Genomic DNA, 19351 nt, shown 5'->3' with positions numbered 1-19351 from the left:
GGAAGTTTCCAAATATTTGGAGTTCTTCTTTGCGTCTTTGCGCCTTTGCGTGAGAATAAAAGATAGAAACGAACCGCAAAGGCGCGAAGGACACGAAGGAGGAAGAGTTTGAGAGGTTTTTGCGTAATGCTTAAAATAACCCCATCGCTTGTTTCCCACCTTCGAGAAAGTCTTCCCATTCACCTTTGTATTCTTGACTGCGCTTCTCTACAACGGCGTGCCAAAATTGATTCATCACAGAAATATCTTCTGGTTGACGACGTACTAAAGTACCGACTAATGATTTAGCTAATGCACCCGCTTCTAAATTAGTCGCACCAAAATATCGGCTGTGTAAAATTGCATCTTCTAACACACCGATTTGTTCGGCTGTAGAAAGCGCCGATTCTAAACGCTGGTCGTCGGAACTAGCGGCGGCGCTGGTTTCGCGTAAGTCGGCAAAGGTCTGCAATAATACATCTAATAATGTTGGCGGAACATCCACTTCAAAGCCGTGACGATTCATTAATTCCTTGGTGCGGAAGAGGATAATTTCTTTTTCTTGTTTCTTATTCGTCACCACAGGCATATGTACGAAATTAAACCGCCGTTTCAACGCTGAAGAAAGTTCATTGACACCCCTGTCGCGGCTGTTGGCTGTGGCGATGACATTAAACCCGGGTTGTGCGAAAGCTACGTTATCTATCTTTAGTTCGGGAATGGAAATATACTTTTCACTCAGTATGGATATCAGTGCATCTTGCACATCGGAAGTACAGCGTGTCAATTCCTCAAATCTGCCCATTGCACCGCTATGCATGGCTGTCATAATGGGTGAGGGTATCAAAGAATCGCGGGATTGACCAGATGCGATTACCATCGCCACATTCCAAGAATATTTAATTTGGTCTTCTGTTGTTCCCGCAGTTCCCTGAACTACATAGGTGGAATTCCCAGAAATTGCTGCTGCAAGTAATTCTGCTAACCAGCTTTTACCTGTACCGGGGTCGCCAATTAAGAGTAAACCCCGGTCAGAAGCTAAAGTGACAATAGCACGTTCTGCGATCGCACTATCTCCGTACCATTTCTGTTCAATTTGGTGGTCTAATTTTTGCGATGGGGTACTTCCTAATACAAAGGTGCGTACCATTTGCGGCGACAGTCGCCAAGAAAAGGGTTTTGTACCTTTATCAATTGAGGCTAAATATTCTAATTCTTCTGCATATTTTAATTCGGCTGGTTGGCGCAGCATGACAGTATTATCTTTAGTCTCGCTACTTGTAGTATTACTTTTAGCCTTTGCCATTTTTATCTCCTAATAATTAATGTAAAATCTCTCTTAAACTCTCTTCCCTTCGCGTTCTTCGCGTCTTCGTGGTTTATTTTTTTACGAACCGCGAAGGCGCGAAGGTCACAAAGAAGAAGAATGAGAAAGAATTGTGTGTTAAAAAATAAATATTTTTCAAGTTACTATCACCTTTTTTAACTCCTGAATTAACTTCTTCGGACTCCCTGTTAAAATCGGCATCCCCAACTCCTTCAACTTATCCCTAAACCATTGATTCACACTGAAATAGCCAGAACTTGTCACCGCACCCACGGGAATAAAATGCAACCCCGACTCTTTCAACGATTTAATATAATCAAATAAAACTTGGTCGCTACCACCTTCATAAAAATCAGAAATTAACACCATCGCTGTATTATTTGGCTCTAAAATCTTTTGTGCCGCTTCCACTAACGCCGCATAAATATGCGTCCCTCCACCTAATTGAGTTCGTAATAAAACCTCAAAGGGGTCATGTACCCAAGCTGTTAAATCAATGACTCGCGTATCAAACGCTAATAAATGCACATCTACATTGGGAAGTCCGGCGAAAATTGACGCGAGAATTGTACATTGCACCATCGCATCCACCATTGAACCTGATTGGTCAACTACTACAATCATGCGAGTTGGTGTTTTTTTCTTGGCTGTATGGTGGTAATACAATCTATCAACAAATAACCTCTGTTCTTCTGGATTCCAATTAGTTAAATTCTTCCAAATTGTCCGCTTTAAATCTAAGTTGCGAAATATCCTTTTTGGTGGAACTGAATAATCAATTTTGCCGGCGACAGCTTGCGCGACTTGTAATCGCAAAACTTGCGCGAGTTCGTCTACATATTCTTGAATTAACCGTTTGGCATTTTTCAGCGCATTTCCTGATAAATTCGCCTTTTCTCGTAATAGCTGTTCCACCAAAGCCATTGATGGTGTAAGTTGACTGGCTAACCTGTCGTCTTTGAGGACTTCGTGTAAAGCCATACGGTGAATTAATTCGCCTTCTAAAGCTTTCAGGGTAGCGCGCAGTTGTTCTTCGGTAATGGTGAAACCGCCACCAGTACCTAAACCCGCACCCATACCGCCACTTTGACTGCTACCTTGTCCTTGATTTTGCTGTCCAGGATTTTTCCCAATTCCCGGCCCATGTCCGCGTAAACTTCCTGGTTGACATCCCAAAGCTTTTTCTAAAAATCCCACATCTTTTAGCCATTGCGCGTATTGTTGCGCGGTGACAACTCCGGTTTGGGTGTTGGGGCCGAAAGCATTCAGGAGTAATTTAGAGAAAACTAAGCCTCGGCGTAGGGTGGCGGTTTCTGCTTCCGGTGTTGTGTCGTCTTCGGGAATTATGGGATGATTAAAATCTGCCTCTAATTCTGGGTAGCGGTGCAGTAAATTTTCAATACTAATATTAGGGTCGAGGATTAATGGGGGTAAATTTAACTCGCTGACAACTTCCGTCGCCATTTGTTCAAAATTTGCACCCTGTTCGCTGAAGCCAAACATACTCGTTAGTAAGCGCCAGTATACAACTTGACGGCGTTGAGCAATTTGTTCTGTATCCATGATTTTTCCTCAACCCTTACGCAGTAGTCTGCTAGAACGTTCTTGCAAGATTCCGACAACGCTATTTTTAATGGAATCTTTCTTCGCAATGACTGACGCTGCGGTTTGTCCGGTAGATGTGATTTTGTTTTTTACTGCTACTGCTAAAGGTTGGACTGACCATTTACCCGCATCGAAGCGCAATAAACCGAAGATTTGCTGAGATTTGGCGATTATGTCTAAATTTAGTTCTGATAAATTACTGATACGTTCGCTAGCAATGCTGAGTTCACCCGCATCACCCCAACTTAAAAGAAGATTCTCGTCATTTTTGACGACTTGATAATTACTGAGATATATCGGTTCCGCGATTTGGATGGGATGGCGATCGCACGCTGCGACTGTAGAATAAATCAAGTTATTACCTGTATTCTCAGCAAAAAATTCCGCCGCCCGCTTCATCAAGTTATAATTTTGACCAAGTTCGCCTTGACCTTGCCACAATAAATCTCCGGTAGGTAGCAAAGGTACATCTTGAATCTGCAATACCCGGTTTTGTGCAAACGCATCTAATAACACCGCCGCATTGGGAAATAACAGCCAAATTTGCTCATTATTAATTGCATCTACCTTGTAAGCTGACTGGCTAACTCGCACTAGTTGAGTTTGATTGTTTGCATTTAGCAACCCATAGGCGATGAAACTAACTAAATTGGCGTGTTGGCGTAAATCTAAACCTAAAATTTCTAAATTTCCCGATATTGAAGACGATTGCGGTAAAATAGCTGGGCATACAGTGCCTAACATCGCCTGAGTCCACAAATCAACCCAACGATATTTAGGTATTGCTGCACTATCAGCGACGGGAAGATTGCGCATCAATTCATTAAAATAGCCAGTCAGTAAAGCAGCTTGTCTAACTAATAAAGGTTCCGCTTGAATTTGTTCCAGAGTCCCTAAAAACGGAACCAAAGTGGCGATATCTAAACGTGCATAACCGATTAAAGCAATTTCCATTAACCAGTGACGCACACTTGCTAACAGCACTTTGACGTTATTTGGCGCTTCGCTGGCTTCATAGTCTAACTCTATATCAGCTATTTCTTTCCGTCCTAACAAACTCCTCGCCTGAGATAGTAAAGTATCAAATATTGCACCTTGTATAGCTGCTCGTGTACTTGCCAACACAGCAAAATGCTTATCTACAAACTCATTTGTAGTAATTGCCGCAGTCGCATCAGCTAAAGATTGTTGTAGAGGCGTGCCAGTAAATACACGCCCCAAAGCCTGTAAAGTTTGTAAATGTTGCTCATCTAAATTCGCAAAGCCAGTAATAAAACACTCATCTAAACTTGCAATCAACTCGAATATTTCTTGATTGCTTTCACTTAATTGATGCAATGCGCCGGGGAAAGCCATGTTTACAATTCAAAATTCAAAATTAAAGCTAACGATGATTAAACAAACCAACTCATTTCAGGGAGAGGAGAGTTGGAGGTTTGTAATTCTAGGTAGCGGAGATAGTTTAAAAAGCGGCTGAAGACTTCGCTGGCTGGTTCTTTTTTGACTGTACCGCGACGGTTGAGAATATCCTGGGGGGAGGTAATTTGATTGAGGTCGCCAGGAACCTTAAGATAATTAATTACTTGGTCAATACCGTAAGCTGAGATCGCTTCTTTCATCAAAGCTTGTAAATGTTTGCAGGGATAGCCTCCCAAACCACCGCAAGGACGATTGTTATTTGTACTGCAATAAAAATCTAACGTTCCTGCTTCAAAAAAAGAAACGTAAACCCGTTCAATATCAGAACCGCTAGAAACTACTCCCTGGACGCGATGATTAAATAACTCAACAAACGGAACCTGCTTCACATCCCGCTTGGTTGGAGCATTTTTCTGGCTGGAAGCTATAAACGATGAATTAGGCATAACACGATCTATGTCAATTTAACGATAATTGGAAATCTTTAAATAATCATTAAGAAACTGAGCAAAATCTAGGATTTAAAATCGAGAATCCAACATGGTATTAACCTATCACCATGCTCATCTGTAAATTTTACATATAGCAACCATATAATTACGTAAATTTCTGTCTCTTTGCAAAAGTTAGTATTTGCTCATTATCATAGTTAGGCACTCGCGATCGCCTTGTCGCTTGTGTATTTGCGAAATCTTGTTAAGAAAATTTGCTAATAGCGACAACTTGTTGAGTGTATCTAAGCAAATATAAATTGTAAATATTGAGCTTAATCTCAAATTTTTCTTAGTTTATTCAGAGGATAATAAATTAAAAAAAGCGCTAAAGACCAACTAATAATAGTAAAATTTAAGACCATTAATTAAATTTATTAGGATCTAAATCGGGAGGAAATATGAAAACTTCTTTGCCTGATAAATTTATTGTTTTTTGGTAAAGTTCAACTGCTTTTAATAGATAACAGTATTTAATTGGCACCCATTGTTGATTATTGTGGAAGTAGATAACAACTCGTTCTGACGAGTATTTTTCTAGTGGTAAAGGATTTTTCCAAGGAGAATTCATTATTTTGTTAATAAACTTTTTATTATTAAATTCATAGTAATTAAAAAGCGATCAAATTATTAACAATAATAATTAAAACCCTCTTCTGGAGGATTTTATCTATATCAAGAGACGTAAATTCATAGCGATATTAAATAGCTAGGAAGCCTATTCTGCTAGGGAAACGCTAACACCGCTTAAGCGCAGGGCTACTGTTCTGCTTTGTAGTACAGCAAGCAGGGAAACTCATCCAACGCAATAGTTTCCCAAACTTTTTGGTTTTGCCATTCCCTGGTGGAGAAGTAGTGCTAGACTTATTGCGTTAACTCATTACTAATTCATTAAAATTAGCGATCGCTCAATATTAACTTCAGTTTTTCAAGGCTTTCTTAATTACCAATTACTAATGCCATTTGATATCCAACTTTTACCACGTATTAATGCCAAATCTCTGAGAGAAAATGGCAAACAATATTATATGGATGAGCTTGGAAATCGCCTCCCTAGCGTCACCACTATACTAAACGCCACTAAACCCCAAGCCGATCGCGATCGCCTAATAAACTGGAAGGCGCGTGTTGGTACAGAAGAAGCATCTCGCATTACTACTGCTGCTAGTCGTCGGGGAACGAAGACACACAAGCAAATTGAACGCTATCTTCTAGGTGAAAATCCTGTTTGTTCCGAAGCCAGTCGTCCTTATTGGGAAAGTATCAAGCCAGTCTTACAAGAAATTAATACCATTAGACTCGTTGAAGGCTCTGTTTTTCACTATGATTTAAAGTATTCTGGCAAGGTTGATTGTATTGCTAGCTATCAAGGTATACCCTGTGTTTGTGAGTGGAAAACATCTGACAAACCTAAAGGTGCAATTGAGCGTTTGTACGAACATCCCCTGCAACTTGCAGCATACATAGGCGCAGCAAATAAATATTATGGAGATTTTGGTATTCAGATAAATCATGCGTTGTTGGTTGTGGCGATTCCTGAGATGTCGGCAGAGGTTTTTTGGTTAGAAACGGATACGATTAAATATTATTGGGAGCAATGGGAAACAAGAGTTGCTGAGTATTGGCGGCGTAAAAAATATTGGGATTTGTAAGCTGATTATTGCTAACATTACTCCATTACTGCTAACACAGATTTCGGCAATAATTTATCCTTAAACCAAATAATTCGCGCCGGGACATCATTTAATTTCACCCCAGCTTTTTCTAAATTCAATCGTTCAGAAATCGCCAAAATTAAATCGTCGCGTCCAGCACGTCGCACCTGAGAAAATTTCTTTTGTAAATATTCTGGACGCCAATAACCAACAATTTCTAAGAGAAAACTTCTACCATCAGGATGCACTAAGCGAAAATCGGGAATCATCACACTCCCATGAATCGGAATTAAATCAACTTCTCGCTCTAATGCCCATTCACTTTTGAGCGCATCCCATTTATCAGCGAAGGATGCTTCTAACATACTATCGTAGGGTTTACCTGGAGAATAGTGCGAGACTAAACCACATTCGGAATTGAGGGTAAAACGTCCCGTTCTCCAGGTATTGGTGTAGGCGTCGCGAGTTTGCAGAGTCGAAGAAAGACTCCAGCGAGTCACGTGGAGTAAAGCGGGGATAAGTTTAGCGATCGCCAACCCATAACGCGTACTAGGATTAAATAAACTCGTCGGCCCGTCAATGGTAATTGTAAAACCGTGGTCGGCATCACCCTCAATATAAGCCATCAATTGAAATAACTTCAAATAGCGAAATAACAGCTTATATTCTCCCGGAACATTGCGATGCGCATTTAATATTAATTGGCTAGCTTTATAAAATACTCCCTGCACTTGCGATAAATTATATCGATGCAATAAATCTTGCGCTGTGGGTGCATCAAAAACCGTTAAAATTTTGTTTTCAGCTAAATCAGCATACAGTCCATCAATAACCTGTTGCGGTAAAATTTCTCGCTCAAGTTCATGAGTTAATTCATCAGCTATTTTACTCAAAGTAAGTTGTGTTGCTTCTTTACTAGGAGCAGATTTAGCAGATAGCGCAAATACCCTTTCTCTTAACATTGGCGGTTCTAGAGGACTCACCACCTCAAAAGTACAAAAACTGCTTTTAAGAATATAAGCTAAACCCCGTTTGACACGATAATCTGTGGTATCTCCTTCAAAATCTGCCAGTTGGCGTTCAAGCATCCCCTGAGTTTTACCAACAGCTGCTTGAAAATAATTGATTAACTCATTAGCTAAATTTAAATGTTTATCGTCAATCTTTAATCTTTTAGGGATGATTTCTTCGCCATTGTGGCGGTGCATTAGTAGTTCTGTAGGTAACATGGGATTTGGATCGCGCAAAGGCGCAGAGGCGCAGAAAGTTTGAATTGCTAACTATGTTAAATCAGATGAATCTTCACTGCGCTTAGTTGAATAATTGATTTCTAACTGTTCCGCAGCCTTAGCACTTTTTTCCTTCCCAGTTCCATACACAACTTGCAAATGTCCTTTCTTTTCCTTCTTCCCTTGGCGTCCTTCGCGTCTTGGCGGTTCGTTACTCTTTTCCATCCCCCTACGCCGCGCCGAAGTTCTTTCCTCACTCGTATCTTCAGCCACCACTTCGTATAATATCGCCTGCTTCCCTTCCACATTCCCCTTCCGCAACACCCTTCCCAAACGTTGAATATATTCTCTAGTTGAACCAGTCCCAGATAAAATAATTGCAATTGAAGCTGCTGGCACATCAACACCTTCATTTAACACATGAGAAGCAATTAAGGTATTATATTCACCCTCCCGAAACTTAGTTAATATCTCATGCCGTTCTTTTACAGGTGTTTGATGAGTAATAGCCGGAATTAACAACTCCTGAGAAATGCGGTAAACAGTCGCATTATCAGCCGTAAAAATAATAATTCTTTCAGGATAATGCTTCGCCAATAAATTAGCTAAAATGCGCAACTTCCCATCCGTACCCAAGGCAATTTCTTTAGCTTCGCGGTGTGCTAACATTGCCCTACGACCAGATTGCGATCGCGCACTCATCTGCACAAACATTTGCCAACCTTGAATACTTCCCAACGAAATCCGCGATTCTCGTAAAAAATCGTTGCGGAGTTGAATTAACTCGTTGTATTTTTCCCGTTCGTGTTGGGATAATTTCACCTTAATCTGGACAATTTCATGTTCTGCTAACGCCTTCCCCGCTAAATCTTCAGCGCGTTTGCGATATACTTCTCTGCCAATGAGAATATTTAAATCAGCGTGTTTGCCATCGGTGCGTTCTGGGGTAGCTGAGAGTCCTAAACGATAAGGTGCGATCGCATATTCTGCAATTACCCGATTAAAATCAGTTGGTAAATGGTGACATTCATCGAAAATCAACAAACCATATTGATTTCCCAAGGCTTCCGCATGAATAGCTGCACTATCATAAGTGGCAATTAAAATTGGTGTCTTATCTTTGGAACCCCCTCCCAACAAACCCACCTCCGCATCGGGAAACGCCGCTACCAGATGTGCATACCACTGATGCATCAAATCTAAAGTTGGAACAACAATTAGCGTTGTGCGCGGTGTGGCTTGCATCGCCATTTGTGCCAAATAAGTTTTTCCCGCCGCTGTCGGAAGCACTACTACTCCTTGTCTTCCTGCGAGTTTCCACGCTGCTAAAGCCTCACTTTGGTGGGGATAGGGTTCCATTTCCAAAGTTGCAACCAAATCTAAAGGATAAAATTCCTTCGCCTCATCAATAAAGTTAACTTCTTCCGCTTGCAGTGCTTCCACTAAAGAACGATATTGAATTGCAGGCATCCGAAATTTTTCCACTCTATCGTCCCAAGTGGCATAGTCCATCCAGGCTTTACCGCGTGGTGGTGGATGCAGTATCAGTGTACCGCGATCGAAAGTTAATGTAGGGGTGCGAGCCATGTAGAGCTTTCTCCCAACGTTTTCACATTTAATTACTAATAGCGCAAAATGTACGCATATACTCTTTTGATTGTGGGTGAATAGCTGGGCAAATTGATATTCCTATCAGGAATTTTAGGTATGAACCGTAGTCAAAATATATCTTCAGCAATTTATACCAATTCAATACCAGCACAATTCTTCTTAGCTGATTATTAAATTAGCCGGCGAAAACATAGGGTTTGAAAGTTGTGAATTAGTCTATCCTGCTGCCCAACAATTACTAAAACAATTAAAACTTAAGGTATGTATATTATTGTTTCAAAATTATAAATTAGCCTAAATTTAGTGGCTGAGATAGCTAACTTATCTATGTTGTCAAAATTACTTTTTCAATCTAGACACAGAGCAGTCAAACAGAGGTTTTGGTAACTTTGCCCAATCGCAGTAACTACATCGCTGGAAGGATTACCACAATGGATAACACCAAGGTAGAAAATATCAAGAAAATTTCATAAATCATCGAGATATATAACAATATTAATTAAATCTGTGATATTAGTTTTTACTACTTTAGATAGATTTGCAAAAACTGATTATTTACTTAGCTATTTATTCAAGGCAAAATAGGTGTTAAGCAATCACTTTTTTAGCTAATTGTGGCAACATTCCCTTCAGTTAGCTGCATCATCAGGAGACGCCACTTTGAAAGGAACCATCCGCCGACTTATGCCTTATGCTGTAGCGGTATTGGCAGTTGGTAGCGCATTACTACTGACAATACTGTTACAGCCATTGCTCAGTCAAACAATTTTCTTGCTATTTTTTGCTGCTGTAGCGGTGAGTGCTTGGTATGGCGGGATGAAACCAGGTTTATTGGCTACTGTTTTAGCTACTATTGCTGTCGCATATTTTTTTATTCCTTCTACATCTTCGCCTTTAATTTACCCTGTAGATAGCATCTTGCGCTTATGCTTGTTTGTGCTAGTAACAACGCTCATCAGCTGGCTAAACTCGCAGTTACGTAATGCCAAGTACTGTCTAGAGAAAAGTATGCAGAAGCTACAAGCCAGCGAGTCTAGATTTAGAAGGTTGGCAGAGTCTAACATTATTGGGGTAGTAGTAGCCGATATGAATGGGGCGATTATTGAGGCTAACGATGCATTCTTAACAATGGTAGGCTACACGCGGGAGGAACTTGTATCTGGGCGAGTGCGATGGCGCGATATGACACCGCTAGAATATCAAGAAATTAGCGATCGCGCCGTTGCAGAATTAAGAAATCATGGAGTAAATCAGCCTTTTGAGAAAGAATATATCCGCAAAGATGGTAGCCGCGTTCCCATCTTGATTGGTTCTGCCTTATTAACCAACGAATTAGAAGAAGTCATCAGTTTTGTACTAGATTTAACTACTATCAAACAAACAGAAAATGAGTTGCGTGAAAGCCAAAGTAGATTTTCTGCTTTAGCTGATGCCACAGTTGAAGGTGTTGTAATTCACGACAATGGCAAAATTTTAGAAGCCAACCCAGCTTTTGCCAAAATGTTTGGCTATGAAATTGATGAAGTGATGGGTATGCCGCTCACAAAATTTTTAATACCAGAATTACAAAATATTCTTTTAGAAAAGATACATTCTGGATATGAAACAGCTTATGAATTAACTGGATTCAAGAAAGATAAAACTACTATTAGTTTAGAGATATTCGGCAAAGACTCTATTTATCAAGGTCGTAATGTGAGAGTTTCTGCCTGGCGGAACATTACAGAACGCAAGCAAGCAGAAGCAGCGATTAGAAGAAGTGAAAAACGATTTCGCAGGCTGGTAGAATCTAATATTTTTGGTGTTGCTTTTAGTAACTTCAACGGTGGTATCCACTATGCCAATGAATATTTTTTAAATATGGTTGGCTACACTTTAACAGATATGGTTGCTGGCGAAATGCGCTGGGATGTTATGACACCAGCAGAATACCTCTATTTAGATGAGAATGCCGCTGAAGAACTCAGACAAAATGGCGTAGCAACTCCCTTTGAAAAAGAATACATCCGTAAAGATGGTAGTCGCGTTCCAATTTTAATTGGTGGAGCATTATTACAGAATGATGAAGGAGAGCAAGAAGAAATTATCGCGTTTTATTTAGATTTAACTGCTCGCAAACAAGTAGAAGAAACATTACGGCAAAAAGAAGAGCAATTACGATTAATTACAAATGCTGTACCCGTATTTATTTCCTATGTCGATGCCCAGCAACGTTACCGCTTTAATAATCGCAAATATGAAGAATGGTATGGCATCAAAGCCTCAGAAGTTTATGGCAAGCAAGTTAAAGATATTGTGGGCGAGTCAGTTTATCAGGCAATTCGTCCTTATATAGAAACAGTATTATCAGGAGAAATAGTAACTTATGAAACCCCAATGTCTGCCCCAGATGGTGCACAACATTATATGCATGTTTCCTATGTACCCCAATTCGATCGCCAGGGAAAGGTAGAAGGTTTTGTTGCTTTAATCAACGATATTACAGAAAACAAACAAGCCCAAGAAGCGTTGAAACAGAGCGAAGAACGCTTTCGCAAACTCACAGAAAAAGTCCGTGTAATTCCTTGGGAAGTGAATGTTAGTACGGGAAATTTTACTTATGTAGGGCCGCAAGCAGAAGAGATTCTGGGCTATCCATCAACAGACTGGTACAGCAATAATTTTTGGGAAGAACATATCCACCCAGAGGATCGCGAATGGGCAGTTAAGTATTGTATCGAATCTTCGCTGTCACTAGATAATTATGAATTTGAATACAGAATGTTAGCAGCAGATGGCAGAGTAATCTGGATATATGACATTGTAAATGTTGTGCGGAGTGAGGGTAAGCCACAACTACTGCATGGGTTCATGCTTGATATTACAGATCGCAAACTCTCAGAGCAAGAACGCGAAAGACTATTAGCCGAAGCCGAAGCCGCCAACCGCATGAAAGATGAGTTTTTGGGCACTCTTTCCCACGAACTGCGAACCCCTCTCAACGCCATGCTGGGTTGGACACAACTCCTGAGAAACCGCAAGTTTGATGAAGCTACTACAGCGCGCGGCTTAGAAACCATTAACCGTAACACCAAAGCTTTAGCACAACTGATTGAAGATGTATTAGATGTATCGCGGATCGTTCAAGGTAAACTTTCCTTGAATCTCCAGCAAGCAGAACTCATACCAGTTGTCGAAGCAGCAATTGAGACTGTACAGCCAGCCGCCGATGCGAAAGAAATTCAGATTGAGTGCAGATTTGACCCAACAGTAGGAATAGTGATGGGTGATGTCAATCGCTTGCAACAAATCGTTTGGAATTTACTCTCCAATGCTGTCAAGTTCACACCTAAAAGCGGCAGAGTCACCGTGCAACTGCAACGCGTAAATTCTCAAATTCAAATTCAAGTCAGCGATACAGGTGCGGGAATTAGCCCTGACTTCCTACCCCATGTATTTGAGCGCTTTCGCCAAGCCGATAGTTCTAGCACGCGATCGCATGGCGGACTGGGTTTAGGGTTAGCGATCGTCCGTCATCTGGTAGAATTACACGGTGGCACAGTCTCAGCTGAAAGTCCTGGAATTGGGCAAGGGGCAACCTTTATAGTTAACTTGCCGATGCGAGCTGTTTATCTAGAGAATACAACATCAGCACTAAGCGAACCCCCCACTGATAGCGAAATTTCTCCAATTAACCCATCATCACTTGCAGGCGTGCGCATATTAGTTGTTGATGATGAGCAAGACGCCCGCCAATTACTCACCACAGTTTTGTCACAGTATGGTGCCCAAGTTATGACAGCTGCATCTGCTGCTGACGCTTTAGCTGCTGTCCCCCAATTCCACCCCGATGTACTAGTGAGCGATATCGGTATGCCAGAAGCCGATGGCTATACACTCATTCGTCAACTCAGATCCCTGCCTTCAGCGCAAGGAGGACAAATTCCCGCCGTAGCACTCACAGCTTACGCTAGAGCTGAAGACCGCACAAGAGCTTTGTTATCAGGCTTTCAACTTCACGTCCCCAAACCAGTCAATCCCGCAGAATTAGTTACCGTAGTTGCCAATCTCGCTGGCAGGAATTGAATTGAGTAATTGTCATTTTTCATTTTTTCCCACACTCCCTCATCCTCTCTCTTCTACCCAGACTAGAATTAGAATGAAAATGACGTACATTCACCAGTAGCTAAAGTGTCAGACTCTCTGCCATTGCGCGATCGCTACCTTGCTTTAATCGATGAAATTGTGGACACCACCCTCAAGGGCAAGATTAGCTCTGTAGAGCAGGTGTATCAAATGTTGCTCAAAGGTGTGAATCCCGGTACAGGAGAAGTATTTGAGCTGGTTTTGAGCGATCGCTTCGGTGCTATCCAAAGTCAAGTAGATAGTGAAAAGGATGAACTCAAGAAAGCCAAGGCTACCCGCAGTTTAAGGGCAATTAAGACAATTCAGAGTCAATGGCAAAGGTGGCAAGAACACAACAAAGCTACAGAAGCGATCGTTGCTGGTGTGAAAGAAATTACCACAGCCTCATCTGACGAACGCCTGGCAACATTTCTCCGGTTTACCGACCCCAATCAAAAGTATCCTCTAAATTCCCAACAGCTACAGCAATTGTCAAAATCTTTACAGCAATTTGCTCAACCAGATTCTGATTTACAGCAAATCTCAGCAGGAATTAACCGAGGTTTGGCTACTTGGCAGCGATTGCAAGAACACTTAGTTAGTTGGATGTATGAGCAAAATCAAGCACTGGGGTTCGGCGGCGTACCTGGTGAAAGCGGCCCTTGGGCGACTTGGGCAAAGCAAATTAATAGTCAATTACCTCACGCACTACTGCGTACCTTGGCAATGGAGCAATCTGCCATTGAATTTGCAGCCCAGCAGCGCAATATGACCCTGAGTGATTGGGTGGAAATGGCATTTATTCTGCAATACTTGCAAAGAGGTTTAGTCAATTGGTTTGACCAACAACCTTATAATGTGCAAGCAGGTTCCAAGTTATCGATTTCAACTTACTTAACCTTTGCAGTGCTGTGGAGTCAATTAGCAAGTGGGTTTCATAGTATTGCCACAGTTTACAGCGATGGCGCTGCTCAAATCATGCTCCAGATATTACGCAACTTTGCCTTGCGTCCCTATTTTCCGCTTTATGGGGGAATTTTCGCTTCGTTTTCGGGTAACTATTTGCGGGATACTTTGGATTATTTAGATGAACCCTTGCGGCAAGTAGAGGGAACTCAAGAAAAAGCCAGAATTTTGACAATTTTAGGCTATTCCCAGCGTGCTTTAGGTCAATATCAACGCTCAATTAACTTCCACCAACAAGCATTAGAGATAGCCAGAAATGCAGGCGATCGCCCTTGTGAAATTGCCAATCTCAACCACCTCAGCCGTACCTACGTCCAAGAACAAGATTATGTTGAGGCGATTAACTATAGCCAACGCGCCTTAATCCTCAGCCGACAAGTAGGCGATCGCACAGGCGAAGCCAATGCGCTGATTAATTTAGGCTACAGCGAAGTGATGCACGCCCAAGAACTAGAACAACTAGAGCCAGAAACCTATGAAATGGCGATTAATTATCTGCAACAAGGCTTAAAGTTATCAGAACAATTAGGCGATATTCAAAGTAAAGCTTTGTGTTTTAGTAGCCTAGGAATTGCCTATTTAGTAATTGGGCAACAACAGGATGCTATTAAATATTTGGAAGAAGGTTTTAAAACAGCGCAGATTTCCGGTGATTTGTACCTCCAAGGACGCAATTTAGCTTACCTAGCTGAAGCTTATTATCAACTACAAAATTCTGAAAAAGCAATTTACACTGGTAGCTTAGGTATGTATCTTCTGGAGCAAATTGCCTCTCGTGAATGGCGACAACCAGCAGGATTACTAACAATTTTACAAGGTCAAATTGGCACAGAATCTTTCCAAAATTTGTTGCAACAACACCGCGCGAAAATAATTGCAATTATCGGTGTAGATGGATACGATCATATTCCGCAGTTGTTAAACCAATATCAGAGCGATCGGTAATTAGACCAAATTAAATCGAAGTAAATTTTAATTTCATGGTTAGGTTAAAATTTTCCCCTCTCTCTATCTAGAATTCGGCTCCCGATTAAAATCTAAATTATGTAAGAATTTGCTAATTACCAGGTATTATTGGTGAAGCGGAATTTTGATGACAAACTCACATCCTTTGCCTAATTCTGATACCATACTCAATTGACCTCCATGCTTTTCTTCCACAATCTGCCGAGCAATTGATAATCCTAATCCTGTACCTTTACCAGAAGGCTTAGTAGTAAATAACGGCTCAAACAATCGTTGCTTAACTTCCTCACTAATTCCCTCACCATTATCTAAAATCCGAATTATCACCCAGCCATGAAGCATTTCTGTACAAATGCGGATTGTGGGATTGGGTTCTTCTTCCAAAGCATCAATGGCATTGGCTAGCAAATTCATAAATACTTGATTGAGCAGACTTGGATAACACTCAACTTCAGGTATGCTGCCATATTCTTTAATGATTTCAATCGCCGGATAACTACCTACAGCTTTGAGGCGATGTCCTAAAATTAATAGGGTGCTATCAATTCCATCATGTAAATTTGTTAGTACTTTTGTATCAACATCCAAGCGTGAGAAGTTGCGTAATGACACTGAAATATCTTGAATACGCTCCGTACTCAATTTGAGAGTATAGAGCAGTTTAGAAAAGTCTTCAAAGATAAAATCTATGTCAATTTCTTTTAATGCTTTTTCAATTTCCGGTGTCAATGAAGTGCAACATTTTTGATAGAGTCGTAGGATTGTATTGATATCTTTCAGATAGTCTTGGGCGATGGGAATATTACTATAAATACAGCCCATTGGATTATTAATTTCGTGCGCTACTCCCGCCACGAGTTGACCTAGTGTAGCTAGCTTTTCCTGCTGTACTAATTGCACTTGTGCTTTTTGCAGTGCAGCGGTACGTTCTGTTACCCGTTGTTCTAATTGTTCGTTCCATTGCTGGAGGGTTTTACCCAGAAGGCGCATTTGTAAATGAACTCGGACTCTGGCTAAAACTTCTTCCCCTTCAAACGGTTTAGTAATGTAGTCTACAGCCCCTAAAGAAAGTCCTTTGACTTTACTGTGTGTATCTGCCAAAGCAGTCATAAAAATGACTGGAATATCTTGTGTTGTGGGGTTTGCCTTGAGTTGACAGCAGGTTTCAAATCCATCAATTCCTGGCATCTGCACATCAAGGAGAATCAGTTCGGGGCGATCGCTATTTTCTGCAAGTTGCCTCAGCGCGCTTTTGCCATCTGTAGCAATGCGAATAGATAAGCCTGCTGCTTTGAGAGTTTGAGCTAATACTGATAAGTTAGTTGGATTATCATCGACAATTAAAATAAAGCCTGGTTCTAAATTGGAAGTCAGCATAGATCTACAATCAAATAGTTTAAAAATTAAGACAATTTAAGGATTATCCAGATATCCTTCAATAAAATCTCGTAGCGGGTTAAGTTGAAAATTCTCTGCTAAGTGAATTAATTTTTGAGCAAAGGGAATCAAAATACTGTCCTGCTGTTTAATTTGATGAGCTAGATCCAAAATTCCGTAGACATCGCCTTTTTTGGCCAGCTGGTACAGCTCGTTTAATACTTCTAGTGATGGTGGAGCGATCGCTGCTGCTAACATCAAATCGCTTGAGTTTGGGATTGCTAGGTCTGATTTTGCCTCATATACCCACTCCAGTTGTAGATGTTTGCAAAGCAACTCTAACAAAGTTTCCATTTGCACGGGTTTTGGCAAAAATGCATTCGCTCCGACATCAAAACTTTTGTATTGGTCTATTTCAAACACACTAGCAGAAGAAGCAATAACGATCGCGTTTTGGAGTTGGGGCAACTGTCGCAGATGCTTGATAAATTCCAAACCAGACATTACAGGCATCACCAGGTCGGTAATAATTAGGTCTGGCTGCCATTGCATCGCTTGCTCTAATCCTGCTTGAGCGTTACTGGACTCAGCGAGTTCAAAGCCAATCGGTGCTAGCAAATTGACAATGACAGAGCGATTCTCCCATTTGTCATCCACAACGAGGATTTTTTGCTTTCTGCCTTGATATCCAACGATTGTGCCTTGTTGTACTATCCTGGAAGCTTCAGCCCAGTCAGGAACTTCAGCTAACTCCACCTCAAACCAAAAGCTAGTACCTTTACCCAACTCACTTTGTACCTCAATTTGGCTGCCCATCAGGGAAACGATTTTTGAGCTAATTGCCAATCCTAAACCCGTACCTTCAGCTTGTTTTTGAATATCTCCTACTTGCTCAAAAGGCAAGAAAATTTTCTCTAGTTGTTGGTTTGTCATTCCCACCCCGGTATCTTCCACCTCAAAGCGAATTTTGTAAATTGCGGGTTGCTCTGAGGCTTGGTTGACCAATGCTTGAGATGTGATGCGAAAGATGACGCTACCTTTATCGGTAAACTTAATAGCATTGCCAAGTAGATTGATTAAAACTTGCCGCAGGCGCTTTTCATCAGCCCGAATGCCCACAGGTAATAAAGCATCGCCTTGATAAACAAATGAAATGCCTTTCTGTTCGGCACGGATGCGGCAAATTTCACTAACGCCTTCAACAAACGATGGAAAATGAAAATCAATCAGGTGAAGTTCCATTTTCCGGGCTTCGATTTTCGACAGATCCAAGACATCTTCGATCAGAGTTAACAGGTGGGAACCACACTGGGAGATAATATCGATGCCGTGAAGTCCGCGATTGCTTAAGGGTTCCGAACGACGCAAAATTTGGGTGTAGCCCAGGATACCGTTGAGTGGAGTTCTCAACTCATGGCTCATGTTAGCGAGGAATTCGCTTTTAGCTTTATTGGCGCTGTCAGCTGCAACTTTAGCCGCATCGGCAGTTTCTAATGCTTGTCTTAGCTGTTGGGTGCGGTCTTGTACCCGTTGTTCTAACTCGTCGTTTGTCTTTTTCAGTGTTGCTTGGGCTTGACGGTTTTCATTAATGACAGCACAAAGAATAAAGGTAGTAACGGCGATAACGCCGATAAAAGATTGCAATAATATTAGGGACTGATTGACCGACTCTAGTTTGGCAAATGCACCAAAACCACGAGCTGTGGCAAAAACTGCGATCGCGGACACCAAAACTACAAGTAAAGTCGATTCCCGTTGTCCAAACCGAAACGCCGACCAAATTAACAGGGGAACGATCGTGTACTCTACAGGATACCCTAGCCAAAAAACGATCCGACTGATGGCAATTAAAAATAACAGCAGCAGTGCGAACTCAATAATTTTTTCTCGGTTCAGCCGTTCTTGCTTCCCCGATCTCTGGAACCAAGTTAATAATGCAGGTGTAACAACGAGTGCGCCGCCCAAAAGTGCCGTAAACCAACTTCGCCAGGTTTCTCCATAAGCAGTCCAAGGAGTGATGTGACGTAGGCAAAGTGTGGCTACGGCAAAAGTAGTTCCGATGACTGGAGTAGGCACTAACAGGATTAAAAATCTAAAAGTATCCCCAGACCTCTCTAGGATATTGCGGTGTTTGATGAAACGATTGATTAACCAACTGGCTACCAAAGGGTCAATAGTATCCCAAACTGAGATGAGGCTACTTGCTATCAAGTCATTAGGGTATAAGTGTATGTATTCAGCAATGATGTCACCCAACAATAGTACAGGCCAAATCCGATATCCCAGTAGTAGAAAACTAGCTAAAAAAAGACCTGCTGAAGGCCAGATAGCTGCCGATCCATTTTCAAAGGACATCGATACAGATATCTTGCAAAGGTAGAAGTGAATCGCGGGAATAACCAAAGATGCTATAACGATTGTCGGTTCCGGACGCAATTGAACTTTCCACTTCATGAGGCTGAAGCTGCATCAGGGCAGCTGGCGACAAATTTAACACATTTAGTAAACTCATAGTGCCCAAAAATCAGTGCTGTATTTAACTATTAAGTAAATTTAGTTACAAATAACCTTGAATTTGGTTGGGAATAGCGATCGCTCTCTACCCGAAAGAACTTTTACTGG

General features: G+C 41.3%; 12 protein-coding genes. 3 read left to right on the top strand and 9 right to left on the bottom strand.

The genetic code is table 11. From position 1 onward, the window contains the following. Window positions 1-130: 130 nt before the first annotated feature. From AACU33_RS01285 to AACU33_RS01265, 5 genes are all read right to left on the bottom strand, one after another. Window positions 131-1285 (bottom strand): ATP-binding protein, encoded by a 1155-nt coding sequence (locus tag AACU33_RS01285; RefSeq protein WP_339375688.1) that lies wholly within the window; start codon window positions 1283-1285, stop codon window positions 131-133. A gap of 156 nt (window positions 1286-1441) precedes the next feature. Continuing rightward, a complete protein-coding gene (locus AACU33_RS01280; protein WP_096586685.1) occupies window positions 1442-2869 on the bottom strand; it encodes a VWA domain-containing protein in 1428 nt (475 codons plus the stop codon). Window positions 2870-2878: 9 nt separating this feature from the next. Continuing rightward, entirely contained in the window at window positions 2879-4267 is a 1389-nt protein-coding gene (locus AACU33_RS01275) for a hypothetical protein (protein WP_096586684.1), read from the bottom strand. A gap of 38 nt (window positions 4268-4305) precedes the next feature. Continuing rightward, entirely contained in the window at window positions 4306-4776 is a 471-nt protein-coding gene (locus AACU33_RS01270) for a hypothetical protein (protein ID WP_096586683.1), read from the bottom strand. Window positions 4777-5185: 409 nt separating this feature from the next. Continuing rightward, complete coding sequence (locus AACU33_RS01265) at window positions 5186-5392, bottom strand: hypothetical protein (protein WP_096586682.1); 207 nt, start codon at window positions 5390-5392, stop codon at window positions 5186-5188. A 385-nt stretch (window positions 5393-5777) separates the two neighbouring features. Between AACU33_RS01265 and AACU33_RS01260 the strand changes: the two genes are divergently transcribed. Continuing rightward, the gene (locus tag AACU33_RS01260) at window positions 5778-6473 is read left to right on the top strand and encodes a PD-(D/E)XK nuclease family protein (RefSeq protein WP_096586681.1); all 696 of its coding nucleotides are present in this window, start codon (window positions 5778-5780) and stop codon (window positions 6471-6473) included. 17 nt (window positions 6474-6490) lie between these two features. Here the strand turns inward: AACU33_RS01260 and AACU33_RS01255 are convergent, their stop codons facing one another. Next, the gene (locus AACU33_RS01255) at window positions 6491-7705 is read right to left on the bottom strand and encodes a DUF790 family protein (protein ID WP_096586680.1); all 1215 of its coding nucleotides are present in this window, start codon (window positions 7703-7705) and stop codon (window positions 6491-6493) included. A 51-nt stretch (window positions 7706-7756) separates the two neighbouring features. After that, window positions 7757-9292, bottom strand: coding sequence for a DEAD/DEAH box helicase family protein (locus AACU33_RS01250; protein ID WP_096586679.1), 1536 nt, complete (start codon window positions 9290-9292; stop codon window positions 7757-7759). A 684-nt stretch (window positions 9293-9976) separates the two neighbouring features. On the opposite strand from AACU33_RS01250, the gene AACU33_RS01245 reads away from it, so the two are divergent. Both AACU33_RS01245 and AACU33_RS01240 read left to right on the top strand, forming a co-directional pair. Beyond that, window positions 9977-13381, top strand: coding sequence for a PAS domain S-box protein (locus AACU33_RS01245; protein WP_339375687.1), 3405 nt, complete (start codon window positions 9977-9979; stop codon window positions 13379-13381). A 105-nt stretch (window positions 13382-13486) separates the two neighbouring features. Further along, window positions 13487-15331 (top strand): tetratricopeptide repeat protein, encoded by a 1845-nt coding sequence (locus AACU33_RS01240; protein WP_096586677.1) that lies wholly within the window; start codon window positions 13487-13489, stop codon window positions 15329-15331. Between the two features lie 126 nt (window positions 15332-15457). Here the strand turns inward: AACU33_RS01240 and AACU33_RS01235 are convergent, their stop codons facing one another. Both AACU33_RS01235 and AACU33_RS01230 read right to left on the bottom strand, forming a co-directional pair. Beyond that, window positions 15458-16726, bottom strand: a complete 1269-nt coding sequence (locus AACU33_RS01235; protein WP_445291779.1) for a hybrid sensor histidine kinase/response regulator — start codon at window positions 16724-16726, stop codon at window positions 15458-15460. Window positions 16727-16765: 39 nt separating this feature from the next. After that, entirely contained in the window at window positions 16766-19183 is a 2418-nt protein-coding gene (locus tag AACU33_RS01230) for an MASE1 domain-containing protein (protein ID WP_096586675.1), read from the bottom strand. Between the last annotated feature and the right edge of the window lie 168 nt (window positions 19184-19351).

The organism is Calothrix sp. NIES-2098 (assembly GCF_963875125.1).
Classification (GTDB): Bacteria; Cyanobacteriota; Cyanobacteriia; order Cyanobacteriales; family Nostocaceae; genus Aulosira.
Note: the sequence above shows the minus strand (reverse complement) of the source record. Positions and strands in the feature narration are given on the sequence as shown.